26 protein-coding genes and 1 tRNA gene are annotated in these 25,468 nt (G+C 72.6%); 14 read left to right on the forward strand and 13 right to left on the reverse strand.

The window, feature by feature from the left end:
* Positions 1-105: 105 nt before the first annotated feature.
* Complete coding sequence (locus tag ACFRU2_RS23150) at positions 106-573, reverse strand: RidA family protein (protein WP_382975036.1); 468 nt, start codon at positions 571-573, stop codon at positions 106-108.
* Complete coding sequence (locus ACFRU2_RS23155; protein WP_112447450.1) at positions 570-734, reverse strand: DUF4177 domain-containing protein; 165 nt, start codon at positions 732-734, stop codon at positions 570-572. Before ACFRU2_RS23155 ends, ACFRU2_RS23150 begins: the two co-directional genes overlap by 4 nt.
* A 76-nt stretch (positions 735-810) precedes the next feature.
* Here ACFRU2_RS23155 and ACFRU2_RS23160 point away from each other — a divergent pair, with 76 nt between their 5' ends.
* Positions 811-1,791, forward strand: a complete 981-nt coding sequence (locus tag ACFRU2_RS23160; protein ID WP_274548825.1) for an ArsA-related P-loop ATPase — start codon at positions 811-813, stop codon at positions 1,789-1,791.
* Entirely contained in the window at positions 1,788-3,113 is a 1,326-nt protein-coding gene (locus tag ACFRU2_RS23165) for an ArsA family ATPase (RefSeq protein ID WP_382975040.1), read from the forward strand. Before ACFRU2_RS23160 ends, ACFRU2_RS23165 begins: the two co-directional genes overlap by 4 nt.
* Before the next feature lie 28 nt (positions 3,114-3,141).
* Here the strand turns inward: ACFRU2_RS23165 and ACFRU2_RS23170 are convergent, their stop codons facing one another.
* Positions 3,142-3,492 carry a WhiB family transcriptional regulator gene (locus tag ACFRU2_RS23170; RefSeq protein WP_250745358.1) on the reverse strand — a complete coding sequence of 117 codons (351 nt, stop codon included), beginning with the start codon at positions 3,490-3,492 and terminating at the stop codon, positions 3,142-3,144.
* 386 nt (positions 3,493-3,878) lie between these two features.
* Between ACFRU2_RS23170 and ACFRU2_RS23175 the strand changes: the two genes are divergently transcribed.
* On the forward strand, positions 3,879-6,143 hold the full coding sequence (locus ACFRU2_RS23175; RefSeq protein WP_382975043.1) for a transglycosylase domain-containing protein: 2,265 nt from the start codon (positions 3,879-3,881) through the stop codon (positions 6,141-6,143).
* A gap of 143 nt (positions 6,144-6,286) precedes the next feature.
* Here the strand turns inward: ACFRU2_RS23175 and ACFRU2_RS23180 are convergent, their stop codons facing one another.
* The gene (locus tag ACFRU2_RS23180) at positions 6,287-6,748 is read right to left on the reverse strand and encodes a GatB/YqeY domain-containing protein (RefSeq protein ID WP_243330535.1); all 462 of its coding nucleotides are present in this window, start codon (positions 6,746-6,748) and stop codon (positions 6,287-6,289) included.
* A gap of 79 nt (positions 6,749-6,827) precedes the next feature.
* Between ACFRU2_RS23180 and ACFRU2_RS23185 the strand changes: the two genes are divergently transcribed.
* The 3 genes from ACFRU2_RS23185 (at position 6,828) to ACFRU2_RS23195 (ending at position 8,619) form a co-directional block, all read left to right on the forward strand.
* On the forward strand, positions 6,828-7,766 hold the full coding sequence (locus ACFRU2_RS23185) for a metallophosphoesterase (RefSeq protein ID WP_274548822.1): 939 nt from the start codon (positions 6,828-6,830) through the stop codon (positions 7,764-7,766).
* A gap of 31 nt (positions 7,767-7,797) precedes the next feature.
* Complete coding sequence (locus ACFRU2_RS23190; protein WP_382975046.1) at positions 7,798-8,505, forward strand: Pr6Pr family membrane protein; 708 nt, start codon at positions 7,798-7,800, stop codon at positions 8,503-8,505.
* Between the two features lie 40 nt (positions 8,506-8,545).
* Positions 8,546-8,619: transfer RNA gene (locus tag ACFRU2_RS23195), tRNA-Pro, on the forward strand.
* A gap of 110 nt (positions 8,620-8,729) precedes the next feature.
* On the opposite strand, the gene ACFRU2_RS23200 is transcribed toward ACFRU2_RS23195, so the two are convergent.
* Both ACFRU2_RS23200 and ACFRU2_RS23205 read right to left on the reverse strand, forming a co-directional pair.
* The gene (locus tag ACFRU2_RS23200; protein ID WP_382975049.1) at positions 8,730-9,206 is read right to left on the reverse strand and encodes an SRPBCC domain-containing protein; all 477 of its coding nucleotides are present in this window, start codon (positions 9,204-9,206) and stop codon (positions 8,730-8,732) included.
* A gap of 37 nt (positions 9,207-9,243) precedes the next feature.
* Positions 9,244-9,750 (reverse strand): DM13 domain-containing protein, encoded by a 507-nt coding sequence (locus ACFRU2_RS23205; protein ID WP_382975201.1) that lies wholly within the window; start codon positions 9,748-9,750, stop codon positions 9,244-9,246.
* Positions 9,751-10,132: 382 nt separating this feature from the next.
* Between ACFRU2_RS23205 and ACFRU2_RS23210 the strand changes: the two genes are divergently transcribed.
* The 3 genes from ACFRU2_RS23210 to ACFRU2_RS23220 are packed head-to-tail and all read left to right on the forward strand — an operon-like array spanning position 10,133 to position 12,437.
* Positions 10,133-10,756 carry a metal ABC transporter ATP-binding protein gene (locus ACFRU2_RS23210; RefSeq protein ID WP_382975051.1) on the forward strand — a complete coding sequence of 208 codons (624 nt, stop codon included), beginning with the start codon at positions 10,133-10,135 and terminating at the stop codon, positions 10,754-10,756.
* Positions 10,753-11,643, forward strand: coding sequence for a metal ABC transporter permease (locus ACFRU2_RS23215; protein ID WP_382975054.1), 891 nt, complete (start codon positions 10,753-10,755; stop codon positions 11,641-11,643). The genes ACFRU2_RS23210 and ACFRU2_RS23215 overlap by 4 nt, the downstream gene beginning before the upstream one ends.
* A complete protein-coding gene (locus ACFRU2_RS23220; protein WP_382975057.1) occupies positions 11,598-12,437 on the forward strand; it encodes an ABC transporter substrate-binding protein in 840 nt (279 codons plus the stop codon). The genes ACFRU2_RS23215 and ACFRU2_RS23220 overlap by 46 nt, the downstream gene beginning before the upstream one ends.
* A 55-nt stretch (positions 12,438-12,492) precedes the next feature.
* Here ACFRU2_RS23220 and ACFRU2_RS23225 read toward each other — a convergent pair whose 3' ends face one another.
* On the reverse strand, positions 12,493-14,205 hold the full coding sequence (locus tag ACFRU2_RS23225) for a class I adenylate-forming enzyme family protein (protein WP_382975060.1): 1,713 nt from the start codon (positions 14,203-14,205) through the stop codon (positions 12,493-12,495).
* Positions 14,202-16,049, reverse strand: a complete 1,848-nt coding sequence (locus ACFRU2_RS23230) for a CoA transferase (RefSeq protein WP_382975063.1) — start codon at positions 16,047-16,049, stop codon at positions 14,202-14,204. Before ACFRU2_RS23230 ends, ACFRU2_RS23225 begins: the two co-directional genes overlap by 4 nt.
* A gap of 188 nt (positions 16,050-16,237) precedes the next feature.
* Here ACFRU2_RS23230 and ACFRU2_RS23235 point away from each other — a divergent pair, with 188 nt between their 5' ends.
* Positions 16,238-17,428: an acyl-CoA dehydrogenase family protein gene (locus ACFRU2_RS23235; RefSeq protein ID WP_382975066.1), complete on the forward strand. Its 1,191-nt coding sequence runs from the start codon at positions 16,238-16,240 to the stop codon at positions 17,426-17,428.
* An 18-nt stretch (positions 17,429-17,446) separates the two neighbouring features.
* On the opposite strand, the gene ACFRU2_RS23240 is transcribed toward ACFRU2_RS23235, so the two are convergent.
* The 3 genes from ACFRU2_RS23240 to ACFRU2_RS23250 all read right to left on the reverse strand — a co-directional run bounded on the left by ACFRU2_RS23240 (position 17,447) and on the right by ACFRU2_RS23250 (position 20,517).
* Complete coding sequence (locus ACFRU2_RS23240; RefSeq protein ID WP_382975069.1) at positions 17,447-18,220, reverse strand: hypothetical protein; 774 nt, start codon at positions 18,218-18,220, stop codon at positions 17,447-17,449.
* A gap of 69 nt (positions 18,221-18,289) precedes the next feature.
* A complete protein-coding gene (locus ACFRU2_RS23245; RefSeq protein WP_382975071.1) occupies positions 18,290-19,405 on the reverse strand; it encodes a sugar ABC transporter permease in 1,116 nt (371 codons plus the stop codon).
* Positions 19,402-20,517 carry an MFS transporter gene (locus ACFRU2_RS23250; protein WP_382975203.1) on the reverse strand — a complete coding sequence of 372 codons (1,116 nt, stop codon included), beginning with the start codon at positions 20,515-20,517 and terminating at the stop codon, positions 19,402-19,404. Before ACFRU2_RS23250 ends, ACFRU2_RS23245 begins: the two co-directional genes overlap by 4 nt.
* 298 nt (positions 20,518-20,815) lie before the next feature.
* Between ACFRU2_RS23250 and ACFRU2_RS23255 the strand changes: the two genes are divergently transcribed.
* Both ACFRU2_RS23255 and ACFRU2_RS23260 read left to right on the forward strand, forming a co-directional pair.
* Complete coding sequence (locus tag ACFRU2_RS23255) at positions 20,816-21,625, forward strand: hypothetical protein (protein ID WP_382975073.1); 810 nt, start codon at positions 20,816-20,818, stop codon at positions 21,623-21,625.
* Between the two features lie 280 nt (positions 21,626-21,905).
* Positions 21,906-22,553, forward strand: coding sequence for a sigma-70 family RNA polymerase sigma factor (locus ACFRU2_RS23260; protein WP_382975075.1), 648 nt, complete (start codon positions 21,906-21,908; stop codon positions 22,551-22,553).
* Positions 22,554-22,637: 84 nt separating this feature from the next.
* Here ACFRU2_RS23260 and ACFRU2_RS23265 read toward each other — a convergent pair whose 3' ends face one another.
* A complete protein-coding gene (locus ACFRU2_RS23265) occupies positions 22,638-23,027 on the reverse strand; it encodes an SHOCT domain-containing protein (RefSeq protein ID WP_382975077.1) in 390 nt (129 codons plus the stop codon).
* A gap of 102 nt (positions 23,028-23,129) precedes the next feature.
* Here ACFRU2_RS23265 and ACFRU2_RS23270 point away from each other — a divergent pair, with 102 nt between their 5' ends.
* Together ACFRU2_RS23270 and ACFRU2_RS23275 are read left to right on the forward strand one after the other, a co-directional pair.
* Complete coding sequence (locus tag ACFRU2_RS23270) at positions 23,130-24,278, forward strand: sulfite oxidase (protein ID WP_382975079.1); 1,149 nt, start codon at positions 23,130-23,132, stop codon at positions 24,276-24,278.
* Between the two features lie 94 nt (positions 24,279-24,372).
* Complete coding sequence (locus tag ACFRU2_RS23275) at positions 24,373-24,819, forward strand: DoxX family membrane protein (protein WP_274548779.1); 447 nt, start codon at positions 24,373-24,375, stop codon at positions 24,817-24,819.
* 44 nt (positions 24,820-24,863) lie between these two features.
* Here ACFRU2_RS23275 and ACFRU2_RS23280 read toward each other — a convergent pair whose 3' ends face one another.
* Positions 24,864-25,463 carry an HD domain-containing protein gene (locus ACFRU2_RS23280; RefSeq protein WP_382975083.1) on the reverse strand — a complete coding sequence of 200 codons (600 nt, stop codon included), beginning with the start codon at positions 25,461-25,463 and terminating at the stop codon, positions 24,864-24,866.
* Between the last annotated feature and the right edge of the window lie 5 nt (positions 25,464-25,468).

Genomic DNA, 25,468 nt, shown 5'->3' on the forward strand with positions numbered 1-25,468 from the left:
CGCGCCGCCGGGACGCAAACGGCCCCGGCGGGCCGCCGGACGGAGTCCGGCGCAGCGGGCCGAAGCCCGTGAGGCCCGCCAGGGCCGAGCGGTGCGGGGGGCGCGTCAGGAGGAGAGTTCGACCTGGATCTCGATCTCGACCGGGGCGTCCAGCGGGAGGACCGCCACGCCGACCGCGCTGCGGGCGTGGACGCCCTTGTCGCCGAGGACGGCGCCCAGCAGCTCGCTCGCGCCGTTCAACACGCCCGGCTGGGCGGTGAAGTCGGGGGCGGAGGCGATGAAGCCCACCACCTTCACGACGCGCGCGATCTTGTCGAGGTCGCCGACGACGGACTTCACCGCGGCGAGCGCGTTCAGCGCGCAGGTCGCGGCCAGTTCCTTGGCCTGCTCCGCCGAGACCTCGGCGCCGACCTTGCCGGTGACCGGCAGGTTGCCCTTGACCATCGGGAGCTGGCCCGCGGTGTACACGTAGGCACCCGACCGCACGGCCGGCTGGTACGTGGCCAGCGGCGGGACGACCTCGGGCAGGGTCAGGCCGAGTTCGGCCAGCCTCGCCTCGACGACTCCGCTCATGCCGCCTTCTCCCGCTTCAGGTAGGCCACGAGCTGCTCGGGGTTGTTCGGCCCGGGGACGACCTGGACGAGCTCCCAGCCGTCCTCGCCCCAGGTGTCCAGGATCTGCTTGGTGGCGTGGACCAGCAGCGGGACGGTCGCGTATTCGAACTTCTTGGTCATGGGAGCGAGCGTAGTGCCTGCCGTGCGGGGCCCCGCCACCACCGCCGCCACCCGGGAGGAATTAGGCTCGGGCCCTGTGAGCAGGCTCCAGGTGGTCAGCGGCAAGGGCGGCACCGGCAAGACCACGGTCGCCGCAGCACTCGCGCTCGCCCTCGCACGCGAGGGCAGGCGGACTCTTCTGGTGGAGGTCGAGGGCAGGCAGGGCCTGGCCCAGGTCTTCGGGGCGGAGGCGCTCCCCTACGAGGACCGGAAGATCGCCGTCGCCTCGGGCGGCGGCGAGGTCTACGCGCTCGCCATCGACGCGGAGCGGGCGCTCCTGGACTACCTCCAGATGTTCTACAAGCTCGGCTCGGCCGGCCGCGCCCTCAAGAAGCTCGGCGCCATCGACTTCGCGACGACCATCGCGCCGGGCCTGCGGGACGTGCTCCTGACGGGCAAGGCCTGCGAGGCGGTCCGGCGCAAGGACAAGGCGGGCCGGTTCGTGTACGACCACGTGATCATGGACGCTCCGCCGACCGGGCGGATCACCCGCTTCCTGAACGTCAACGACGAGGTGGCGGGCCTGGCCCGGTTCGGGCCGATCCACAACCAGGCGCAGGCCGTCATGAAGGTGCTCAAGTCCCCCGAGACGGCCGTGCACCTGGTCACCCTGCTGGAGGAGATGCCCGTCCAGGAGACCGCCGACGGGATCGCCGAACTCCGGCAGGCGGGCCTGCCGGTGGGGCGGGTCGTCGTGAACATGGTCCGGCCGCACCACCTCGACGAGGACGCCCTGCGCGCCGCCGCCGGCGAGCGGCGCTCCGACGTCTCCCGGGCGCTGTCCCGGGCCGGCCTCGGCAGCGCCCGGCGCGGCGGGCTGGCCGAACGGCTGGTGGACCCACTGCTCGCGCAGGCCTCGGAGCACGCGAGCCGGGTGGAGCTGGAGCGCGCCCAGCGCACCGTCCTGGCGGGGCTGGACGTGCCGACGTACGAACTCCCCCTGCTCGGCGCGGGGATGGATCTGGCCGGGCTCTACGGGCTCGCCGCGGAGCTGCGGAAGCAGGTGGGCGAGGAATGAGCGAGGCCCGGATCATGGAGGCGACGATGGACGCTCCCCCGCGGCTGGACGTCGACCGGCTGTTGGACGACCGGCAGACCCGGATCATCGTGTGCTGCGGGGCGGGCGGGGTCGGCAAGACCACCACCGCCGCGGCGCTCGGGGTACGGGCGGCCGAGCGCGGGCGCAAGGTGGTCGTCCTGACCATCGACCCGGCACGCAGGCTGGCCCAGTCGATGGGGATCGACTCGCTCGACAACACCCCGCGCAAGGTCTCCGGGGTGACGGGCGACGGCGGCGAGCTGCACGCCATGATGCTCGACATGAAGCGGACCTTCGACGAGATCGTCGAGGGCCACTCCGACCCCGAGCGGGCGCAGGCCATCCTCGCCAACCCCTTCTACCAGTCCCTGTCGGCCGGCTTCGCGGGCACGCAGGAGTACATGGCGATGGAGAAGCTGGGGCAGCTGCGGGCCCGGGACGACTGGGACCTGATCGTGGTGGACACCCCGCCGAGCCGGTCCGCGCTGGACTTCCTGGACGCACCGGGGCGCCTGGGGTCCTTCCTGGACGGGAAGTTCATCCGGGTGCTGATGGCTCCGGCGAAGGTGGGCGGCCGGGCGGGGATGAAGTTCCTCAATGTCGGCATGTCGATGATGACGGGCACGCTGAGCAAGCTGATGGGCGCCTCGCTGCTGAAGGACGTGCAGACCTTCGTGGCCGCCATGGACACCATGTTCGGCGGCTTCCGCACCCGCGCGGACGCGACCTTCCAGCTCCTCCAGGCTCCCGGTACGGCCTTCCTCGTGGTCTCCGCGCCCGAACCGGACGCGCTGCGCGAGGCCGCGTACTTCGTGGAACGGCTGGCCGCGGAGCGGATGCCGCTGGCCGGGCTCGTACTGAACCGGGTGCACGGCAGTGACGCCGAACAGCTCTCTGCGGAGCGGGCGTTGGCCGCTGCGGAGAATCTTGAAGAAGGCGGCATTGTGGATCAGGAGTCCGGGAAAGCTGGACTTCGTGACTCCACGGAGACCGACCCGGAGACCGACCCCGACACGGAGACCGACCCCGATGCCCGCATCGAGCGAGAGACCGGCGCCGACACCGTAGACGCCGCCGGCGCGGACGCCGACGTGGACCTGATCACTGCAGGACTGCTGCGCCTGCACGCGGAGCGCATGCAGGTCATCGCGCGCGAACAGCGCACGCGTGACCGCTTCACCTCGCTGCACCCCGAGGTGGCGGTGGCCGAAGTGGCCGCCCTGCCCGGCGACGTACACGACCTCGCCGGGCTGCGGGCCATCGGAGAGCGACTCGCGGCCGGGGTTCCGGCCGGAGCGTAGGCGTTCCTACGACGGGTGCCCAGGTGGTCTACCCGGCTGCCGCGTACGTCTCGTACGGAACACCGATCTCCTCATCGTCATCCATGGTGAGGATGCCCGTACTGCGCTCGTACTCCGTGCGTGCGGTTTCGAGCAGTCGCCTCCACGAGGTGACGGTGGGACGCCGGCGCAGCAGCGCACGTCGTTCCCGCTCGGTCATTCCGCCCCACACTCCGAACTCGACACGATTGTCGAGCGCGTCGGCCAGGCACTCGGTCCGCACCGGACATCCGGTGCACACCGCCTTGGCCCTGTTCTGTGCCGCTCCTTGAACGAACAGTTCATCCGGATCGGTAGTGCGGCAGGCTGCCTGCGCACTCCAGTCGGTAACCCAGCCCATCCCGGCGCCGTCCTCTCCCGAATCGAGGCTCCCCCACGGCGGTAGCGGCATATTCACCGCTGCCAGTTGAGGACGTTACGGAAGGTGGGCACAGTGCAACACCCCCGACGGGCCCAATCTTGAATGGTCCGAACGGACTATGGGTAAGCGGCAGATCACCCGACGGAGTGATCCTGCGACATGCCCGACCATTCCGGCGATTTGGGTGAAATCGACGGGGCATGCTGATCACAGGAGGCGAGATTCGGACATGCGTCCACCCCATTCGGGAAGGGTGAAAAACAAGCCGAGGGGTTGATGTCCCACCGCACTGCTGTGACAGTTGGGGACAGCTTAGGCCAAGGCATTCGCGCGTGTCCGGCGAATGAGAACGTAGGCTGCCCTCTATGGGAAAGAAGCGCTCGGGCGGCGGGCTCACGGGGCCACAGCAGGCCGCCAAGTTCCTCGGTGTGTCCGTTCTCTCCGGAGTTGTGCTCGCGGGCATCGCGATCCCGGGCGCCGGCGCCCTGGGTCTCGCGGCCAAGGGCACGGTCGAGGGATTCGATGAGATCCCGGCCAATCTCAAGACACCTCCGTTGAGCCAGCGCACCACGATCTTGGACTCAGAGGGTGGCTTGATCGCCACGGTCTATTCGCGCGACCGGCAGGTGGTCCCGATCACGGCCATCTCCCCGTACATGCAGAAGGCCATCGTCGCGATCGAGGACTCCCGTTTCTACGAGCACGGCGCGGTCGACCTCAAGGGCATCCTGCGTGCGGTCAACCGCAATGCCCAGGAGGGCGGCGCGGCGCAGGGCGCCTCGACGCTGACGCAGCAGTACGTGAAGAACGTCTTCGTCGAGGAAGCCGGCGACGACGAGACGAAGGTGCGCGAGGCACAGGAGAAGAGCCTCGGACGCAAGATCCGCGAGCTGAAGTACTCGATCCAGGTCGAGGAGGAGCTCGGGAAGCAGAAGATCCTCGAGAACTACCTCAACATCACGTACTTCGGGCAGCAGGCGTACGGAATCGAATCCGCGGCCCAGCGCTACTTCAGCAAGCCCGCCAAGGACCTCACCCTGGACGAGGCTGCGATGCTGGCGGGCGTCGTGCAGTCGCCGAGCCGGTACGACCCGGTGAACGACTCGCAGGAGGCGACGAAGCGCCGCAACATCGTCCTCCAGCGCATGGCCGACGTGAAGAACATTTCGCAGGCCGAGGCGGACGCGGCGAAGGCGAAGCCGCTCCAGCTGAAGGTGACCAAGCCGAAGAACGGCTGCATCACCGCGGTCAAGGGCGCGGGCTTCTTCTGCGACTTCGTGCGCAACACCTTCCTCGACGACACCGCCTTCGGAAAGACCCGCGAGGAGCGGGCGAAGGTCTGGAACCAGGGCGGCCTCACGGTCCGCACGACCCTGGACCCGCAGTCGCAGGACTCCGTCAACGAGTCCATCAAGGACCACGTGGACCAGGACGACAAGGTCGCGACGGCCGTCACCCTCGTCCAGCCCGGCACCGGGCGGGTCCTCGCCATGGGCCAGTCCAAGCCGTACGGCTTCGGCAAGAACGAGACCCAGATCAACTTCTCGGTGGACAAGAAGATGGGCGGCTCGAACTTCGGCTTCCCGACCGGCTCCACCTTCAAGGCGTTCGTCGCGGCCGCCGCCCTCGAAGGCGGGCTGCCGCCGACGAAGATGTACCAGTCCCCGTACGACATGGACTACCCGAGCCCGGTGCGGACCTGCGGCGACAAGCCCTGGGTCAACACCGACCGCGCCAAGGTGGAGAACGAGACCGAGTCCGAGGTCGGCCCGTACGGGATGAAGGAGGCGATGGCCAAGTCGGTCAACACCTACTTCGTGGAGATGATCTCCGAGGTGGGCCTGTGCCCCGTCACCGAGATGACCACCAAGCTCGGCGTGATCCCGGCCAACGGCGCCAAGCTCCCCGAGGTCCCGGCCATCGCCCTCGGCAGTGAGGGCATGTCCCCGCTGACCATGGCCAACGCCTACGCCACCTTCGCCAACCGCGGCGTGTACTGCACCCCGGTCTCCATCGAGTCGATCACCGACGCGCACGGCAAGGCCCTGACGGTCCCGAAGTCCAAGTGCGGCCGCGCGATGACCGAGCGGACCGCCGACACCATCAACACGCTGCTGCTCGGCGTGGTCGACTCCGGTACGGGCCAGCAGTCGGGTCTGACCGACCGCCAGAGCGCGGGCAAGACGGGTACCACCGACAGCCGTTACAACGCCTGGTTCGTCGGCTACACCCCGAACATGTCCGGCGCGACCTGGGTCGGCTCCGGCGGCGCCAAGCAGGTGTCGATGGAGAACATCACCATCGGCGGCCAGTACTACGACAAGGTCTTCGGCGGTGGCCTGCCCGGCCCGATCTGGAAGCAGGCGGTCTCCGGCGCGCTCTCCGGCCGCGAGGCCCCGAGCTTCACCACGGTGAACATCCCCGACACCCCGAGCCCGACCCCCGGTGCCAAGCCCAGCGGCAAGCCCAACAAGCCCGGCAAGCCCGGCCGCGACGGCAAGCCCGGCGACGGGCGGCCCGGCGGTGGGACCGCGGCCGGCCCCACCGGCGGGAACACCGGCGGCACGGGCGGGGACGACCCGCTCGGCGGGATCACGATCCCGCCGGGGATCATCGGCGGCCGCGACTAGGCGCCGTAGGGTCCACAGGGTCCGCAGCGAACAGCAGAAGAGGGCCCCCACCAGATCCGCATCCGGATCGGTGGGGGCCCTCCCTGTTTCCCGTACGGGACCGCGTACGGGACCGCGTACGGAACTGCCTACAGAACCGCGTACTAGGACAGGTGCTTCTTGACGGCGGCGGCGACGCGCCCGCCCTCCGCCAGACCCGCGACCTTCGGGTTCACGATCTTCATCACGGCGCCCATGGCCCGCGGCCCCTCGGCGCCCGCCGCCTTGGCCTCCTCGACGGCCTGCGCCACGATCGCGTCGAGCTCCGCCTCACCGAGCTGCTTCGGGAGGTAGGTGTCGAGGAACTCGCCCTCGGCGGTCTCCCGCGCGGCCTGCTCGGGACGGCCACCCTGCGCGAAGGCATCAGCGGCCTCGCGACGCTTCTTCGCCTCCTTGGCGATCACCTTGAGGACTTCCTCGTCGGAGAGCACCCGGGCTTCCTTGCCCGCGACTTCCTGGTTGGTGATGGCGGAGAGGGTCAGGCGCAGCGTGGACGAGGCGAGCTCGTTGCGCGCGCGGATGGCGGTGGTGAGGTCTTCCTGGAGCTTGGCCTTGAGCGTGGTCATGCCCCGAGTCTGCCAGGTACGGGGGCTCCGGCGCCCGCCGGTTTCCCGGCGTGCTCGCCGGGTCTGCGAACATGAGGGCATGCGTGCGCGTTACGGAGTACCCCTGAAGGTCACCGCCGGTATCGCCGCGGCCGGGGCCGCCGGTCTGGCCTATGCCGCCGGTTTCGAAGCGCGGTCCTTCCGCCTGCGCCGGGTCACGGTCCCCGTGCTCCCGCAAGGAATGCGCCCGTTGCGCGTCCTGCAGGTCTCGGACATCCACATGGTCGGCGGGCAGCGCAAGAAGCGCGCCTGGCTGCAGTCGCTCGCCGGGCTGCGCCCCGACCTCGTGGTGAACACGGGCGACAACCTCTCCGACACGGAGGGCGTGCCGGAAGTGCTCGACGCGCTGGGCCCTTTGATGGACTTCCCCGGCGTGTACGTCTTCGGCTCGAACGACTACTACGGGCCCCGGATGCGCAATCCCGGGCGCTACCTGATCGAGAAGACCCAGGGCCGGCACGGGCTGAACGGCAACGCCCCGGTCGTCGGCGCCGTCCACAACCCGTGGGAGGGAATGCGGGACGCCTTCGACGCGGCCGGCTGGCTCAACCTCACCAACACCCGGGGCCGGCTCAAGCTCGACGGGCTGGAGCTGGCCTTCACCGGCCTGGACGACCCGCACATCAAGCGCGACCGGTACGCCAAGGTCGCGGGCGGGCCGGAGGCGGACGCGGACTTCTCGATGGCCGTCGTCCACGCCCCGTACCTGCGCGTCCTCGAATCCTTCACCGCCGACCGGTACCCGCTGATCCTGGCCGGCCACACGCACGGCGGGCAGCTGTGCATCCCCTTCTACGGGGCGCTCGTCACCAACTGCGACCTGGACACCAAGCGGGTGAAGGGCCTCTCGACGCACGAGACGCAGGGGCAGCGCGCGTACCTCCACGTATCGGCGGGCTGCGGGACCAACCGCTTCACCCCGGTGCGCTTCGCGTGCCCCCCCGAGGCGACACTGCTGACACTGACCCCGAAGGCCTAGTACGGGCGGATGCGCCGGGTACGTTGACAGGATGATCACACCCGGCGCACCTGGCGCACCCGGCGCACTCCGCCTCCCGACCGTCGCCTTCCGCGCGCTGATCGCGGCAGCGGCCGTCACCGGCCTGGTCATCGAGTGCGCGTACGGCAGCGTGCCCGTCGTCCTGAGCTTCTTCACGATCTGGACGAACATCCTGGTCGCGGTGGTCTTCGGACTCTCCGCCTACCGCGTCCACCGCCGCGAGCCGGACGTGGCCCCCTTCTGGCGGGGCGGTGTCCTCCTCTTCATCCTGATCACCGGGCTGGTCTTCCACCTGGTCCTGGCCAACCCGTCGAGCCCCTTCAACGTGCTCGAGGACCTCGACAAGCTCTCCGGCGCCAAGGCCGTCTCCAACCAGCTCCTCCACACGGTCACCCCCATCGGCGCGGTCCTGGACTTCCTCTTCCTGACCGCCCCCCGCACCCTGCGCCCGCGCTACGCCGCGCAGTGGCTGGCGTACCCCCTGCTCTACGTGGCCTTCGCCCTCACCCGCGGCGCCCTGCTCTCCCCCGGCGTCCCGAGCCGGTACACGTACCCCTTCATCGACGCCGCCCAGTACGGCTACGCCCGGGTCGCGCTGAACGCGGTGGTCCTGGGCCTCGCCTTCTACGCCATCGGCCTGGCCCTGGTCGCGGCGGACCGCTACCGCCCGCCGCGCGAAAACCGGATTTCGTCTCCGGCCGAGGGTCCGCTAAAGTAATCGATGTCGCCAGGGCAGCAAGCGCTGCAAGGGTGGACATCGGGGTGTAGCGCAGCTTGGCAGCGCGCTTCGTTCGGGACGAAGAGGTCGTGGGTTCAAATCCCGCCACCCCGACTTCGTAAGACCAGGTCAAGGGCTTGATCCGCATCGCGGGTCGGGCCCTTCCTGCGTTTCTGGGGGGTGTTCTCCCGGCGCCTGAGTGAGCGGTGAGGGGGCGCGGTGGGTCAGGGCGGGGGCTGGTGGGTCCAGGGGTCCGGGCCGGGGTTGGTGCCTTCGGCTCGGAGGGCCAGGCGGTCGGTGTAGTGCTGCCAGGTCTCCGCGTGGGCCTCGCACGCCTCCGAGGTGGGCAGGCCGCTGTGGATCAGGTGGAGCACGGTGCCCTGGGCGGTGGGTTCCAGGGTGATCTCCACCCTGGTGGAGCCCGCCGCGAGGGGTGCGGGGCCCTGCTCCCAGCCCCAGGTGAAGATGAGTTGTCTGGGTGGGTCGACCGTCAGGAAGTGGCCGGAGGCCACTTCCTGCCCGGTGACCCGGGTGCGGTACGAGCCGCCGGGCTCGAAGGAGAACGTGCCGTCGGCGCCCATCCAGGACAGCCACTTCTCCCGGTCGGTGAAGAAGGCGAAGACGGTTTCGGGGCGGGCTTTGATGCGGCGCTCCAGTGTGACGGTGTCCATCGGCGTCGCGGGGGTCGCGGGGGTCGTCATGAGCGACATTGTCCCGTGAGGGGGCGGGTGGCGCCGGTTAAGCGGGGGTGAGGGGCGCCGCGCCGAAGGAGACGTCGAAGCGGTCGCACCAGATGGTGACGCTGGTGTACGCGGCGGGGTTCACGTCGGACGGGATCGCGTAGTTCTGGTCGCCCTTGTTGCCCTTGAGCTTGCCCAGGCTGACGTACTTGCCGTCGTCGAAGACCCGCCAGCCCGCCGTGCCCTCCTTCACCGGGGCGTCCGTCAGCCAGACCCGCAGGTCCGGGCCGTTGCTGGTGTCGAGGTTCTCCAGGCGCAGGGTGTGGGAGCCGTCGGGGAGGCGGATGAGCTTCGCGGTGCCCGTGGTGGTGTGCTCGTGGCTGATCAGTGCGCCCTGGGCGACGGTCTGCGGGGCCGCCTGGTTGGTGGGCGAGGCGGTGAGCGGCGAAGAGGGCGCCGACGGGAGGGACTCGTGGACCGTTGCGTTCTGCCAGAGCTTCCACGGCTGGAACCAGTACAGGCCGAGGCCCAGCAGGAGGGCCGCGGGGAGGGCCAGGACGGTCAGGTGCCTGCGTACGTTCCGCTTCCTCGGCGGGGTCTGCGGCGGCTGGGTCTGTGCCACGTGGTCGGTCCTTCCTCGCGTTCGGCCGTTCGGCCCTCATGGGCATTCAACGCTCGGGTGCCTGGCGGGACCAGGCCCGGCCGGATGACGAAAGGCTTACGGCATCCGGCCGGGAGGGGCTCAGAGGGTGCGGGGCTTGGTGGTGAAGGCCTGGTTCGCGAGCTTGTCGCCGAGGACGAGGCCGTCCGTGGCGTCCCACGGGTAGTGGACGCCGAGCCAGATGCGGCTGTCGGCAACGCCCGTACGGAATCGCCGGAACTGCGGGTCCCTTCCGGACGACCAACTCCACGCGGAGAGACGGCCGGTGACAGTGGAGGGGCGTGGGATGGGCGGGCTGGACGTGCGGATGGAGGGGGTGGGCTGCCGGCACGGGCGGGTGGAGGCCGTGGCCGGCGTCGACCTGGAGATCGCGGCCCGCGAGCGCGTCGCGCTGACCGGCACCAACGGATCGGGCAAGACCACCCTGCTGCGCGCCGTACTCGGACTGCACCCGCAGGTCAGCGGGAAGATCCTGGTCGGCGGCCGCACGGGCGACCCGGCCTGGCGGCGGCGGGCCTGCGCGTGGATCCCGCAGAAGCCCGCCGCCGGACGCTTCCCGCTCCTGGGCGGCGAACTGCTCGCCAGCAGCGGGGACTCCCGCGCGGCCGCCGAGGCCGCCGACCGGCTGGGGGTGGGGCCGCTGACCGCAAGGCCGCTGCACACCCTGTCCGGCGGGCAGTTGCAGCGGATGTACCTGGCCCGGGCGATCGGCTGCGTGGCCGCGGGGGCCGGCGTACTGCTCGCCGACGAGCCGACCGCCGCCCTGGACTTCGCCGGGCAGGACGAGGCCGCCGAGGTACTGGCGGCCCTGCCGGTGACGCTGGTCGTCGTCACGCACGACCGGGCGCTCGTGGAACGCTGCGACCGGGTCATGGAGATGGCCGCCGGACGGCTGAGGGAGGTCGCGTGAGCGCCACCCTCGCGGCCGCCTCCCTGGCGAGCGCCGACCTCGGGACCCTGCTGCAACTGGCCCCCGTACAGCGGGCCGGCTTCGCCCTGCTGCTGGCCGCCGTCGGGCTGCCCGTGATCGGGGTGGTCATCGTCGGGCTGGACATCATGCCGGTGCGCTTCGCGATGATGCACGTCGCGCTGCTGGGCATCGCCGTCGGACTGCTCACCGGACTGGATCCCATGCTGTGCGCGCTGGTGGCCTGTGCGCTGGCCGGAGCCGGAGTCGCACCGCTGGCCCGGACCCCGGACGGGCTGTCCGGGGCGATGGGACTGCTGATGAGCCTGGCGATCGCCGCCGCGCTGCTGCTCCTCGCGGTCTCGGGGGTGAACGCCTCGGGCGCGTTCGCGCTGCTGTGGGGCTCGATCCTGTCCGTCGGCGGCGCCGATCTGGTGGTGCTCGGCGTGCTGGCCGTGCTCGTGCCCGGCCTGTTCTGGTGGCGGCGGCGCGAGGTGGCGCTGCTGCTGTACGACCGTGAACTCGCGCAGTGTTCCGGCGTGCCGGTGCGGGCGCTGACCACCGTCCTGCTGGTGCTCGTCGCGGTCGCGGTCGCCGGGGCCATCAAGCTCACCGGCGCCCTGCTGGTCGACGCGCTGACCCTGCTGCCCGCCCTGGCCGCGCGCCGGCTGGGCACCTCGCTGAAATCGATCACCGGGTGGGCGGTGGGCATCGGCGTCTTCGTGAACCTGACCGGTTTCCTCATCGCCCTCCGGCTGGACTGGCCCCCCGGGCCCGTCCTCGTCCTGACCGCGGGGGCACTCGTCCTCGCGGTGCACCTCGTACCCGAACGGAGAATCGGCTCATGGCGTCGCGAACCCGCGTCCGCAGCACTTCCCTCCTCGCACTGAGCACGGCACTGGGCCTGGCACTGGCCCTGACCGGCTGCGGCGACAGCGACGGCAACACCGACGACAGCGGGCGCGGTGGTGGCACCGTCAAGGAGGGCCCTCCGGTCGTCGTCGTGACCACCACCTGGGAGGGCGCCTTCGCCAAGGCCGCGGGCGCGCAGAACGTCAAGGTGATCGTGCCGCAGTCCGTGCACCACGCTCCGGACTACGACCCCAAGCCCTCCGACCTCGCCGCCGTCGCCGGGGCCGACTTCGTGCTGTACGCGCCGTTCGAGCCGTACGCCGCGAAGATCAAGGAGGCCGCCGGGTCGAAGGCGAAGCTGGTGGAGGTGAACCTCGACAACGACGCCGACAAGGTCAAGGCCGAAGTCGCTCGGCTGGGGGCGTTGTTCGGCACGCCGGGCTCCGCCACGAAGTGGGCCGCGGACTTCGACGCCGAGTACGGGCGGGTCGCGAAGGACGTCCAGGCCGCCTGGCCCGGCGGCAAGAGCCCGGCGGTCGTGAGCCAGGTGTTCACCGCCTGGTCCGCGAAGCTGGCGGGCGCCACCACGGTGGGCACCTACGGCCCCGAGGCCGTGACCCCGGCGCAGCTGGCCGAGCTGTCGGCGAAGAAGCCGGCGCTGGTCCTGGACAACGCGCACATGTCGACCGGCACCGTCCTGCCCGACTCCGGCGCGCACCAGGTGGAGATCGCCAACTACCCGGGGAACGACCTGGACTTGCTGCCGGTCTACCGCAACGCGGGGACCGAGCTGAAGAAGGCCATGGCCAAGGCGGGCGGCTCCGCCGGGTAGCGCGGAGCGGGGCGAAGCGAGCGGGGCGGTCCCATCGGGGCCGCCCCGCCCTCGTCTACGCGCCCACCGCGGCGGGTGCCGCAGCAGCCGGGGCGGCCCCGGCGCGGACCGGCGCGCCGTTCGCGAGGCGGGCGCGCAGGGCCGCGCGGTCGGGCTTGCCGGCCGGGGTGAGCGGGAGCTCCGCCAGCAGCAGCAGGCGCTCGGGGTGCTTGCGGAGGTCGAGGCCGCGGAGCGTGAGGTGTCCGGCCAGGGAGTCGAGGGTGGGGGGCTGCGCGCCGCGGGGGACGACGCAGGCGGCGAGGCGTTCGCCCATCACCTCGTCCGGGACTCCGACGCAGACGACGTCGCGGACGAGGGGGTGGGAGGAGAGCTCCCGTTCCACCTCGGCGGGGCTGATGTTGGCGCCGCCGCGGATGACGATGTCCTTGAGGCGGCCCACGACGTGGAGGACCCCGTCCTCGTCGATGAAGCCGAGGTCGCCGGTACGGACCCAGCCCTCGGGCGTGCGGTACAGCGCGTCCAGGTCCGGGGAGGCGACGTAGCACATGGGGGTCATGGGGCCGCACGCGATGATCTCCCCGATCGCTCCGTCGGGGAGCCGTTCGTGGGTCTCGGTGTCGGTGATCCGGATCTCGGCGACCCGGGGGTCGGGGCGGCCGGCGGCGATGCCCGTGCCCTCGGACTCCGGCGCCGTCGCGCCGAGTCCGGTGTGGCAGTTGACCCCGTCGGCCGAGCCGTAGAGGTTGACGACCGGGCAGCCGAAGGCGCGGCTCGCGCTCTCGGCGGTGGTCTCGTCGAGGGGGGCGCCGCCGAGGATCAGGGCGGTGGGTGCGGGCAGCGGCGGGGTGTCGCCCGCGGCCGCCTCGGCCTCCAGGCGGTCGAGCATCATGCGGATCATCGTGGGCACGCCGAGGACGTGCGTGGGCCGGTGCTCGCGCACCGCCGCGAGGGCCGCCTCCGGCGTGAAGTGGTCGAGGACGATCAGGGTTCCGCCGTGCCGGGCGAGGGTGACCGCGGTGCCGCTGGAGCCGAAGGCGGACGCGAGCGGTACGAGGAACAGGCAGCGCGGGGGCGTCCCGTCGGGCATCAGCGAGGCGAGGAAGTTGCCGCGGCCGCCGGCGAGGGCGTTGTGGGAGTACGCGATCATCTTCGGCTCCGCCTCGGAACCGGAGGACACCAGGATGCGGGCGGCTCTGTCGGGGTCGGGCCGGACGGGAACGAAGGCGGCCGGGTCGGAGCGCATCAGCGCCGCGAGCCGAATCGTTCCTTCAGGCTCCGTGCCCGCCGCTCCGCCGGCCGCGATGACATGGCGCAGCGCGGGCAGTTCGGGGGCCAGGTCCCGCAGGTCGGCGGCGTGCCGGTGGCCCCGGTGCTCCACGGCGGCGATCACCGCGACGGCCTCGGCACGGCGCAGCAGACCACGGGCCTCCTGGCCGCCCCGGCCCACGGGGAAGGGCAGGGCCACGGCTCCGAGGGCGGCCAGGGCCAGGTCGGCGATGACCGCGTTGCGGCCGTTGGGGAGCTGGACGCCGACCACGTCGCCGGGCCGTACGCCGAGCTCCGCGAGGCCGGTGGCCAGACATCGCACCTTGCGGTCGAGCGCGGTGTAGCAGAGCGTGCCCTTGGCATCGACGACCGCGGTGCGGTGCAGGTCGGAGATCTGGCGGGCCCGGAAGAGGCTGTAGAGGTCGAGGTCGGGGCAGGTTCCGTCGACCGCCCACGAGCGGCGCAGGCCCACGGGCAGCAGATCGTGCAGTGCGACGGTCATACGAAGCTCCAGGGGTCGGGAACGGCAGGGGCACCGTGCGCGTCCCGGCTGATCGAGCCGGCGAAGCGCGGGTCGTGGTGCAGGTCGGCAAGGTCGGTGGTGACGGCGGTCGCGTCGAGGCCGCGCGCCCGCAGGGCTCGTAGGGCGTCCTCGGTGGACAGTTCGGCGAGCCCGTGGGTGAGGGCCGCGGCGCGGGCGTCCGCGTCGGCCGGGGCGATCCAGCCGTCGGCGGTGCGCAGGGGCGTACGGAATCCCGCGGGCCGGCGGCTGCGCTCCCCGCGCCGGGCGCGGAGCAGGGCCGGGGCGGTGAGCAGGTCGGCGGCGCCGAGCAGCGAGGAGTCCACGCGGACCCCGCGTCCGGTGCGCTCCCGCAGCAGCAGCCCTGCGAGGACGGCTTCGGCGCCGAGCAGCCCGCCTAGCACGTCGAGCAGAGTCATCAGGGAGGGCGCGGGCAGCTCGCCCTCGGGCCGGGCGGCTTCGCCGACGCCGGTGCGGGCCTGGACCATGAAGTCGGTGCCCATCGGCGGATCGGCGATCCGGCCCGTGCCCCAGCCGCCGGTGTACGCGTACACGAGCGCCGGGTTCGCCCGCGCGAGGTCGGCGGAGTCCAGGCCCAGCTCGGCGGCCTTCCCCGGGGCCCAGTTGTGCAGGAACACGTCGGCCCCGGAGGCCAGTTCGGCCAGCCGCAGCCGGTCGCCGGGCGACTTGATGTCGATCTCCACGGCACGCTTGCCCCGGTTCAGGGCCAGCCAGCGCGCGGAGATCCCCGAACAGGCGGGCGGCATGCCGCGCAGCGGGTCGCCGCCCGGCGGCTCGATCCGGACGACCTCGGCGCCGAGCAGCCCGAGCAGATGGGCGGCGAGCGGCGCCTGCACGCGACGGCCCGCCTCCAGAACGGTCATCCCGGCGAGCGGGCCCGGACCGGAGGGAGCCGCCTGCGGGCGGACACGGCCGCCGGGGCCGTACGGGGCCAGGGCCCAGGGGGCGGCTCCGTCGTCCTCGGCGGCGCGCTCCGCCAGGCTCCGCAACCGGCACACCTCGGCCCCCGAAGCGGCCGCCGCCTCGCGGATCCGCTGCCAGCCGTGCGCCCGGGTGGTGGCGTGCAGGGCTCCGGGGAAGGGCGCGCACGCGGTCGCGTACCGGAACTGGAAGGGCCGCCAGCCGGCCCGTACCGCGTCGGCGGGGGCGTCCAGGGCCCGCCAGAACCCCGCCCAGGCGCCCGGATCCAGGGTCTCCAGCTCGAAGAGCGTGCCGTCGGCCGCGGTGAAGGGCGGCCCGCCGGGAGCCAGTTCGGCGGCTTCGCCCTCGTCGGCGCCGCTCGCGGCGAGGTACTGGGACACGACCAGCAGCCCGGCCCGGTCGACGTAGGTGTGCGGCTGCGCGGCGGCGCCGTGGCATCCCCTGGCCCGGGCCAGCAGGGCGGCGAGCAGCCCCTGCGTGGTGAGGACGGCCGTCGCGGCGGTGGCGTAGTCGACGGCGAGCCCCCGCGGCAGGCCGTCGCGACGGCCGTGCACGGCCATGATCCCGGTCGCGGCCTGCGCGGTCGCCTCGTCGGTGACGCCCCTGCGGGCCGCCTCCGGCGAAGCCCAGGCGATGGTGGCGCGGGCGGGGAGACCCTGGTCGGAGTCCGCCAGGGTGACGCGGGCCGCCTCGGGGTCGCCCGCCGCGGCCGGTCCGGCCTCCGCGGCCGGTCCGGTCTCCGCGGCCGGTCCGGTCTCCGCGGCGACCGCTCCCAGCAGCCTCAGGTGCTCGGCCACCGGGCCGGCGAGCGCGGGCGGTCCCGAGGCGGTGAAGCGCAGCCCGTCGAGCGGCCGAGCGGTCTGGGTGACGGTGGGTGACGCCATGCCTCTCCTCTTCTCCCGGCCCGGCGATCGGCCGGCGCCGCAGGTGATCCCGTACAGGCGATCTCGTACAGGTGATCCCGTACGCGGGAACCAAGGGGCGGGCCCGCCCGACCAGTTCCACGGGAAGGCAGTCGGACTGCCGTTCCCACGGGTTCCCGGCGTGCTGGAGGAAAGTGATGGAGAGCCACGTGGCAGAGGAAGGGGCCGCGACGCACGCACCGTACGAACCGGCGTGCAGCGAGCTGGAGTTGAAGGAACGGGTCGCGGACTTCGTCCGCACGCACGTCATGCCCCACGAGCCGGTCCTCGACGTGGGCGGACCCGCCGCGGCGGCTGCCCTGCGGAAGCTCCAGGCCGGGGCGAAGGAGGCGGGCCTCTGGGCCCTCCCGCTCCCCGGGGAACTGGGTGGCCAAGGCCTCGATCTGGCGCGCTACGCACGCCTCGCCGAGGTGGAGGGGGCCAGCGACCACGGACCGGCGGCGCTGGGGTCGGCGCCGCTGCTGGACGCGACGATGCTGTGGCGGCACGGCACCGACCGGGTGCGCACCCTGTACCCGCACCGGCTGACGTCCGGCGAACTGCGCGCCTGCTACGCCATGACCGACCCGGAAACCCCGGGCACGGACCCGTACCTCACCGCCACGCGCGCGGTGGAACGGGCGGACGGCAGCTGGACCGTCAGCGGCCGCAAGTGGTTCACCTCGCACGCCGCCGAAGCCGATCTGGTCACCGTCCTGGCCCGCACCGACGGGCAGCCGGGAGACCGTACGGGCCTGTCCCTGCTCGTCGTTCCCACCTCGGCACCGGGTTTCCGGGTGGTGCGGGAGCTACCGGTGCTGGGCGGGGCCGGCCAGTGGGAGATCGAGTTCGACCGGGTGCACGTGGCCGCCGACCACCTCCTCGGCGAACGCGGCCGGGCCCTCGACATCGCCGCGGAACGGCTCCAGCTGGGCCGCACCCTGCGCTGTCTGCGCTGGCTCGGACAGGCACAGCGCGCGTTCGACCTCATGTGCGAGCGCGTGAACTCCCGTACCGGGTCGCGCGGTCCGCTCGGCAGCCACCAGCTGGTGCAGAGCCACGTCTTCGAGTCGCTCCTGGCGCTGCGCACCACCCGGCCGCTCGTCCACGAGGCGGTGGCCGCGATCGGCGCCGGGCGGGACGCGCACGTGGAGGTGGGCCTGGCCAAGGTGGCGGCCGCCCGCATGCTCCAGCAGGTGACGGACGCGGCCATCCAGATCCACGGCGCGGCCGGCCTGGGCCCCGACACCCCCCTGCCCGCCCTCTACCGCACGGGCCGCACGGCCCGCATCCTGGACGGCCCGGACGAACTGCACATCACGGGGGTGGCCCGGAGGGTGCTCGGCGGATACGGGAGCTAGGGGGTGTCTCCAGCCCTCTCACAGGAAGGGGGCCGCCACCATGAACACGCCCATGGCGAGGATCCCGAGCGAGAAGAGCCAGCCGAAGGTGTACATCAGCAGCACCTCCGGCAGAGGGCGCCGAGGAGCGTTGTCCCCGGGGTTGCGGGGGTCGTAGACGATCTGGAGGTTCTCCGACGAGCGGCCGAAGGTGGGGTGGTGGGTGTGCTCGTTGCCGTCGGTGTCGGTGAACAGGTAGGTGCCGCTCTGCCTGCCGTTCTCGTGGTAGGTCATGGCGCCGAGGACGGTGATGCCGCGCCGGGCGAGGACCACGAGATCCACGGTCTTGAACAGGATGCCGAGGGTGAGGGGCAGGCCCAGGCCCAGCGGGAACACCGCGAAGAGCACCAGGGGCCAGGCCTGCGGATCCGGGGCGGAGTGCCCCACCCAGACGACGTAGCCGATGTACCCGGCGACGAAGAGCAGGATCCCCACCCACACCTGCCAGGCCTTGATCGCGGAGGGCTCCCGCTCCGTGACGACCAGGGAACTGCCCGCCGGGTTCCGCTCCACGGGCAGGGCTTCGTCAAGGGCGACGCGGAACGCTTCGGTGGCCGTCGGGTTGCCGCCGTCGAGCCGGTGCACGACTCCGTCGGTCAGAACCACCCGGAGGACCGTGTCGCCGCCCGCGCGGACTTCCGAGACGGCTTCGAGAGGAATCTCCTTGCGCTGCCGGCCCTGCCTGACGATCAGGCGGTCGGGGCCGAGGGTCGCGGAGGAGTTCCCCTTGCTGAGGACTTGAGAAGAGGCCATGCCTCATTCGACCCTGCCGTCTGCCCTCGGGTTGCACGCAGAACGATCACAGATCAGTCTCCGTTCCCGTCAGACGCCGCGCAGGTCGGCCAGCCCGGTCAGTCCGGCCAGCCCCAACGCCAAGAAGAAGTCTCCCCACACCAGTTGATGCCGGACGGCGAGCCCCGCGCCCGCGTCGTAGCACCCGTCCAGCAGGCGGCCCCGGGAGGAATGCCGGTCCACGAGATGCTCCAGGATCTCCCCCGCACGGCGCGCGTACACCTCGGCCCGGGGCCCGGGGAGCAGCGACAGCTTCAGCAGCGCGACGGCCGTGACGGCGGCGGCCGAGGTGTCCACGGGCCCGTCCGGCCGGGCCGCGTCCGCAGCCGGTACGAGGGGCACGCCCGGCCCCGTCCACGCGTCGGCGAGCCGCTCCGCCAGTGCGTGCGGGTCCCCCGGCAGGCACGCGGCAACAGCGGGCCGGTGCAGTACGTCGGCCAGCGCGAGCAGCAGCCAGGCCGGCCCCCGGCTCCAGCCCGGAGCCGGCTCCGCACACGCCCGCCAGGCCGTCTCCGCCTCGTGGGACCAGGCCGGTACGAGGTCACGGGCGCGGCGGACCTCCGTCCCGGAGCCGGGGAGGCACAGGGTCAGGTGCTGCTGGAGGTGCGCTGCCGCAGCCGCCGGGCGCACCTCGCCGAGCAGCTGCACCGTGCCCGGCAGCCCGTCCACCCGGGCCAGCAGCCGGGGCCCCCCGAACGCCGATCCCCAGGGCAGCAGCCCCAGTTCCTCGTCCAGCGCGGCCGAACAGGCCGCGGCCGCCCGCCCGCGCAGCTCCTGCGCACCGGCGTCCCCGACGGCCAGGGCGGTCCCGTACCAGAGGATCAGCCCGCGCGTGGAGGTGTCGGCGTCCACCCAGCCGGCCAGCCGCGCGGTACAGGCGGAGGCGGCGGCCCGGTCTGCTGCGGCGCCCGTGCTGCGGGCCCTCAGCCACAACAGCCCCGCCCAGCACCCACCGGCCCAGGAACCCCGGCCGGTCGTCGTCCACTTCCCCGTGTCCGGGTCCGCGTACAGCGGGAACCGCCCCTCGCCGACGGCGTCCGCGGTGCGGGCGACCTGCTCGAGCACCTCCGCCAACGCCCGCTCGGCCCGCTCGGCCCGCTCGGCCCGCTCGGCCCGTTCGGCCCGTTCGGCCGCCGGAACCGTCAACGCCCCCGCCTCCGTTCCCGCACCGCCCACGTCACCCCGACCGCGCACGCCGCGCCGAACTCGGCCGCCACCAGCAGCCAGCCCGTCCCGTAGCGGCCGGCGTTCGCGAGGGGGCCGAAGAGGAGGGGGCCGACGGCGAAGCCGGTGAAGAAGCCGGCGGCCACGAGGGCGGAATCCTGACCGGCCCGGCCGGCGGTGCCGCGCTGCATGACCAGGACCATCGAGACGGCGTTGGCCGCAACGGCGAACACCCCGACGGCCACCGCCGCCACCCACACCAGCGGGCCCGCGCTCGGCGCCGCGACCAGTAGGACGGCCGCCCCCACCGCGCCGGCCGCCAGGCCACCCGGCAGCCACTCGGCCCGCCCCGGCCGGGCGGCCTTGGACCAGCCGACCCGCCCGGCGATGCCCGCGACCCCGAGCACCGCGACCAGCGCACCTGCCGCGGTGGGACCCAGGCCGAGCCGCTGCGCGCCGAAGAGGGCCACGTACGTGTTGACCGAGGCGATCCCGCAGCCCAGGAACAGGGAGAACACCGCCAGCCAGGCGATGGCACCCCGCGGGACGAGCGAGGCGCGGGGCCCGGCCGGGGCCGCCTGCGGGTCGGCGGGCAGGGCACGCAGCGCCCACACCGCCGCCAGCGCGGCCGTTGCGGCGGCCGTCCACACCGCCCCGCGCCAGCCGACCCCGCCGGCCAGTGCCGTGAGCGGCAGCCCGGCGGCGAAGGCTCCCAGCTGGACGCCCGACTGCTTCATGCCGGTCACCGGCCCCCGGCGGCCGGGAGGCACCGCGGCGAGGATCGCCTTGTTGGTGGCGGGATTGGCCAGGGCCTGGGGCAGCCCGCCCAGGCCGACTGCGGCGAGCAGGAACCCGGGGCCGGGCGCGGCACCGATCAGCGCGAGCGCCGCCGCGGACACCGACAGCAGGAGTACGAGGGACCGGCGCGGCCCGATCCGGTCCACGAGCCTTCCGCCGAGCGGGGACAGCACGGCCGCCGTTCCGAAGCCGACGGTGGTGGTCCAGCCGAGCACGGCGGGCGACACCCCCAACTCCCCGACCAGGCGCGGACCGAGCGCACCGAGCAGGAAGAGCTGGAGCATCGAGAAGGCCATGGCGCCGGTGAGCAGGGCGGTGAGCCCGCCCGTCTGCACCTCGGCCACCCCTGCCGCTCCGGGCGCCTTCACCGCCCCGCCCTTCTCCACCACCGCTCACCCACCCCGTTCTCGCTGCGCGCCCGCGGGCACCAGCGCTCGGCCCTCGGTCCGGGACAGGAGTCGGACCGGTGAACGCCCGGGTTCCCAGGGCCGGTTGTGGCGTGCACCACATCACACCGGGACTCGGTTTCCGGCCGATGAGAAAACCTGATGCCCTCTGTCGTCCCCGCCTGGCCGGTGCAACGATGGCCCCGCCATGACACCCGGTCGATGTTGCCGAGCCGTACGGGCCGCGATGTTCGCGGCCACCTGCGTGCTGCTCTCCTCCCTCGGCCACATCCTCATGTCGGGCACCTCCGTCCCCTGGTGGGGAATGACCGCGGCGTTCGCCGGAACCTCGGCGACCGGCTGGATCCTCGCCGGGCGGGAGCGCGGCCTCGCGGCCGTCGTCTCCGCGACCGTCGGCACCCAAGCGGCCCTGCACGGAGGGTTCTCGCTCGCCCAGGCCGCGGCAGCCCGACCGCAGGAACCCGGCACGTCCTTAGCCTCGCCGGCCGCACTGGCCTCGCTGGGCCGCCGCTGGGCCCGGTACCTGCTCTGCGACGCCCCCTCCCTGCTCCGCCCGCAGGCAACTCCGCTGCCGGGCACCGGAGCCACCGCCCGGCACGTCATACAGAACGACGTGCACGGGATGGCCGGGACCCACGGCATGCACGGCATGCACGGCATGGCCGACGCCTCCGCGCCCCTCGCGGCGGCCCTGCCGGTACCGGCCGGGCACGCCATGGGCTCCATGTCACCGATGGGCATGCTCGCGGGCCACCTTCTGGCCGCCCTGATCTGCGGCCTCTGGCTCGCACACGGCGAACGCGGCGCCTTCCGCGTCCTGCGCGCCGTCGCCACCCGCTTCCTCGTACCGCTGCGCCTGATCTTCCGGCTCCCCGCGCCCGCGCACCGGCCCCGCGTCCGCCGCGCCCGGAACCACCGGGTCCGGACGCCCCGCAGGCTGCTGCTCGCCGACGCCCTCACCTCACGGGGTCCACCTCACGGGATCGCTGTCGTCTGACAGCCGGCTCCCCGACGCGCCACGGGCGGATCACCCGAACCCGTACCGCGCCTCGGGCATCGGTCATGCCGTCCGGCAGGCCGTACCACCCGTTCCCCGGCCTCACGATGCCGCGCTCCGGGGTTTCCGGGCGCACTCGGGTCACTGCTATCACTGCCGTCACCCCTGGCACCCCCGTCACCCCTGCCACCGAAGGCACAGCGCTGCCCGCGCTCCCACACCCCCGCGACCCCGCGCTGTGGCATCGAATCCGGCCGGATTCCCCGAAGGACACCAGTCGATGACCACTGCCCTGCTCACGCGCCCGGCCACCGCCCCCGCCACTCTCCCCACGATCCCCACCGCCACCACCACCCCCGCCCGCCGCGCCGCCGGCCCCGACGAGGCCGTCACCCTCCTCGCGCTGGCCGCCCGCGACGGCGATCCCGTCGCGGTGGACCAGTTCGTACGCGCCCTGCACCGGGACGTACGCCGCTACGTCGCCTACCTCAGCGCGGACCCGCAGTCCGCCGAGGACCTGACCCAGGAGACCTTCCTGCGCGCCCTCGGCAGCCTCCACCGCTTCGAGGGCCGTTCCTCCGCCCGCACCTGGCTGCTCTCCATCGCGCGGCGCACCGTGGTGGACAGCCTGCGCCACAAGGCGGCCCGTCCCAAGATCGCCGACAGAGACGACTGGCAGACCGCGGCCGAGCAGAGCCAGCCCCGCGACGTGCCCGGCTTCGAGGACGGTGTCGCGCTCGCGGAGCTCCTGGCGGCGATCCCCGCCGAGCGCCGCGAGGTCTTCGTCCTCACCCAGCTCATGGGCCTCCCGTACGCGGAGGCGGCGCTCATGCTCGGCTGCCCGATAGGCACGGTCCGCTCCCGCGTGGCCCGGGCCCGCTCGTCCCTGATCGACCTGCTGGAGGACACGGACCCCGCCGCGGCCTGATCCGGAACGCCCGAACGGGGGCCCGGCCGCGAGATCGCGGTCGGGCCCTCGTTCAGCGGTCAGGGCGGACAGGGAGGGCGGCCCTCAGGCCAGGAGCTTCTCCTTGGCCTTGTCGAACTCCTGCTGGGTCAGGTGGCCCTGCTCCTTGAGGGAGGACAGCTTCGCCAGTTCCTCGGCCGGGCTGCTGCGGGGGCCCGCGGCCTTCTGGACGTAGTCCTGGAAGGCCTTCTCGTTCTCCTTCGCCTGCTTCACGTCGCGCTGGCTCATGCTCTTGCCGCGGACGATCAGGTAGACGAGAACGCCGAGGTAGGGCAGCAGGAGCACCAGGATCAGCCAGCCAGCCTTGCCCCAGCCGTGCAGCTCGTGGTCCCTGAAGATGTCAGTGATCACCTTGAACAGCAGGAAGAACCACATGACCCACAGGAAGAGCCACAGCATGGTCCAGAACAGGTTGAGCAGTGGATAGTCGTCCACGCTTCACTCCGATCACATAAGGGACAGATCAATTCATACCGCCCGCTGCCGTGATCCGCACGCGGAGTAGCCGGTCCGCCCCCACCGCGGGACCATGAGCCCATGGAGGAGCGTCCCCTCAGCGGGATCAGTCCCCCCGGCCGGATCGCCGCCCCCGGGGAGGGCATCGGCCAGGACGAGCTGGCGCTCGCCGCGCGCAACCACGGACTCCCCCTGGAGGCCATGCGGTACGAGGTCACCCCGGTCGGGCTGCACTACGTCCTCGTGCACTACGACATCCCGGACACGGGTGTGGGTACGAACGCGGGCACGGACGCCGACACGAATCCCGACCCCGCCCCCGGCACCTGGCGCCTCACCCTCCGCGGCCTCCTCCGGACCCCCCTGGAGCTGGACCTGCGCGACCTCCGGGCCCTCCCCTCCGTGACCCACCGGGTCACCATGGAGTGCGCCGGCAACGGGCGGGCCCGGCTGTCCCCGCGGCCGGTCAGCCAGCCCTGGCTGGTGGAGGCGGTCGGGACGGCCGAGTGGACGGGGGTGCCGCTGCGCGCGGTGCTCGCGGAGGCCGGGGTGGCGCCGGACGCCGTGGAGGCGGTGTTCACGGGCGCCGACCACGGGATGGAGCGGGGCGTCGAGCAGGACTACCGGCGCAGTCTGCCGCTGCCCGTCGGTGAGGACGTGCTGCTCGCCCACACGATGAACGGCGGGCCCCTGCCACCGCAGCACGGGCATCCGCTCCGGCTGGTCGTACCGGGCTGGTACGGCATGGCCCACGTGAAGTGGCTGCGCGACATCGAGCTCGTCGCCGCCGCGTTCGGCGGGTACCAGCAGGCCACGGCCTACCGGTACAAGCAGAGCGCCGAGGAACCCGGCGAGCCCGTCACCCGGATCGCCCCGCGCGCCCTGCTGATCCCGCCCGGATTCCCCGATTTCATGTCCCGCACCCGGGTCGTCCATCCCGGTCCCGTGCGGCTCGCCGGGCGCGCCTGGTCGGGCTACGGGCCGGTCGTACGGGTGGAGTTGAGCACCGACGGCGGCAGCGGATGGACCGACGCCGAGGTGCAGCCGCAGGCCTGCCACCCGTACGCCTGGCAGGGCTGGCACGCCGACTGGACGGCGCTCCCGGGCAGCCACACCCTCCTGGTCCGCGCCACCGACGCCTCGGGACGCACGCAGCCGCTCGAACAGCCGTGGAACCGCGGGGGCTTCGGCAACAACCAGGTTCAGGCCGTCTCCGTCGTGTGCCGCTGAACCCTGTCGGCCAACCCCTTGCCACACCCCTCCCCTTCCCTCGAAACTGACACATCGTCAGATCATTGCGAGGGAACGAGGAAGGGAACCGAGGATGCAGACCATCTGGCTCGGCGGGCCCGAATGGGTCGCCGTTCTGCGGATCGGGCTCGGGCTGTGGTGGCTGGAGAGCTGGCGGCACAAGGACAAGAAGGACTGGTTCGGCGGAGGCGGCATCCGCTGGGCGGCCGGCGTGGCCGAGAAGCACCGCTGGGGGTTCGTCACGCGCGGATTCGACCTCGTCGTGAAGCCCTACCCGCGCTTCATGGCCTACCTCGTCGCCTACGCCGAACTGGCCCTGGGCCTCGGCCTCATCGTCGGGTTCCTGACCCCGATAGCCCTGCTCGCCGGGCTGCTGCTCAACCTGGTCTACCTGATCCTGATGATCCACGACTGGGGCGAGCAGGGGCAGAACCTGATGATGGCCCTGATCTCCGGGGTCGCCTTCTTCGCCATGGGCTGGCAGGTCTGGTCCCTGGACAACGCGCTGGGGCTCTTCTAGACCGACCGGACGCCGCGGGCCGGGCACGATCCGAGAGAGACGGCCTAGCCCCGCCGGTCGAGCGGGTTCGCCGCGATGCGCTCCTTCGCGCCGCTCGCCACGTAGGCCGCCGCCGCGCACTGCGGCTTGCGCGCGGCCTGGTCGCTGACCAGCGCGAAGAAGGCGTCGCCGAAGCCGAGGCGCGGGTACTCCGTGAGCAGCGCGGCCGTGAAGACGGGGTCGGCGTCGCCGACGCCGACCCCGGAGACGTCCGCGGTGGTACCGATCTGCAGCAGGTGGCTCTCCACGTCCTCGGCTGCCGTGACGTCCTCGCGCATGTGCCGCACGATGACCTCCTCGGCGCGCGCCCGCCGCACCCGGGGCCAGCCCAGCCCCGCCGTCAGCACCCGCGCGACGTGGCCGCCGGCCTCCTCGAAGGGCAGGGTGTGGCTGTCGAAGGGCGCGGTCAGCCCGAGATCGTGCACCAGCGCGCTGACGTAGAACAGTTCGCGGTCGTACGAGAGCCCGTGCCGGTCCGCGTACTCGGCCCCGAAGGCGTACGACCGGACGGAGTGGTTCAGCAGCGCCGCGTCCGTGTATTCGGAGGCGATCTCCAGCGCGGCCCGGCCGGACGGAGTGTCAAGGGTCCATGTCACGAAGCTCATGGCAG

Origin of the sequence: Streptomyces sp. NPDC056883 (assembly GCF_042788835.1) — a bacterium.
Classification (GTDB): Bacteria; Actinomycetota; Actinomycetes; order Streptomycetales; family Streptomycetaceae; genus Streptomyces; species Streptomyces stoeckheimensis.

Coding starts and splice junctions, on each gene's coding strand:
- ACFRU2_RS23150 (WP_382975036.1), bottom strand. CDS start 573: ATGAGCGGAGTCGTCGAGGCGAGGCTGGCCGAACTCGGCCTGACCCTG.
- ACFRU2_RS23155 (WP_112447450.1), bottom strand. CDS start 734: ATGACCAAGAAGTTCGAATACGCGACCGTCCCGCTGCTGGTCCACGCC.
- ACFRU2_RS23165 (WP_382975040.1), top strand. CDS start 1,788: ATGAGCGAGGCCCGGATCATGGAGGCGACGATGGACGCTCCCCCGCGG.
- ACFRU2_RS23170 (WP_250745358.1), bottom strand. CDS start 3,492: ATGGGCTGGGTTACCGACTGGAGTGCGCAGGCAGCCTGCCGCACTACC.
- ACFRU2_RS23175 (WP_382975043.1), top strand. CDS start 3,879: ATGGGAAAGAAGCGCTCGGGCGGCGGGCTCACGGGGCCACAGCAGGCC.
- ACFRU2_RS23180 (WP_243330535.1), bottom strand. CDS start 6,748: ATGACCACGCTCAAGGCCAAGCTCCAGGAAGACCTCACCACCGCCATC.
- ACFRU2_RS23185 (WP_274548822.1), top strand. CDS start 6,828: ATGCGTGCGCGTTACGGAGTACCCCTGAAGGTCACCGCCGGTATCGCC.
- ACFRU2_RS23190 (WP_382975046.1), top strand. CDS start 7,798: ATGATCACACCCGGCGCACCTGGCGCACCCGGCGCACTCCGCCTCCCG.
- ACFRU2_RS23200 (WP_382975049.1), bottom strand. CDS start 9,206: ATGACGACCCCCGCGACCCCCGCGACGCCGATGGACACCGTCACACTG.
- ACFRU2_RS23210 (WP_382975051.1), top strand. CDS start 10,133: ATGGGCGGGCTGGACGTGCGGATGGAGGGGGTGGGCTGCCGGCACGGG.
- ACFRU2_RS23220 (WP_382975057.1), top strand. CDS start 11,598: ATGGCGTCGCGAACCCGCGTCCGCAGCACTTCCCTCCTCGCACTGAGC.
- ACFRU2_RS23225 (WP_382975060.1), bottom strand. CDS start 14,205: ATGACCGTCGCACTGCACGATCTGCTGCCCGTGGGCCTGCGCCGCTCG.
- ACFRU2_RS23230 (WP_382975063.1), bottom strand. CDS start 16,049: ATGGCGTCACCCACCGTCACCCAGACCGCTCGGCCGCTCGACGGGCTG.
- ACFRU2_RS23240 (WP_382975069.1), bottom strand. CDS start 18,220: ATGGCCTCTTCTCAAGTCCTCAGCAAGGGGAACTCCTCCGCGACCCTC.
- ACFRU2_RS23250 (WP_382975203.1), bottom strand. CDS start 20,517: ATGGCCTTCTCGATGCTCCAGCTCTTCCTGCTCGGTGCGCTCGGTCCG.
- ACFRU2_RS23255 (WP_382975073.1), top strand. CDS start 20,816: ATGACACCCGGTCGATGTTGCCGAGCCGTACGGGCCGCGATGTTCGCG.
- ACFRU2_RS23260 (WP_382975075.1), top strand. CDS start 21,906: ATGACCACTGCCCTGCTCACGCGCCCGGCCACCGCCCCCGCCACTCTC.
- ACFRU2_RS23270 (WP_382975079.1), top strand. CDS start 23,130: ATGGAGGAGCGTCCCCTCAGCGGGATCAGTCCCCCCGGCCGGATCGCC.
- ACFRU2_RS23275 (WP_274548779.1), top strand. CDS start 24,373: ATGCAGACCATCTGGCTCGGCGGGCCCGAATGGGTCGCCGTTCTGCGG.
- ACFRU2_RS23280 (WP_382975083.1), bottom strand. CDS start 25,463: ATGAGCTTCGTGACATGGACCCTTGACACTCCGTCCGGCCGGGCCGCG.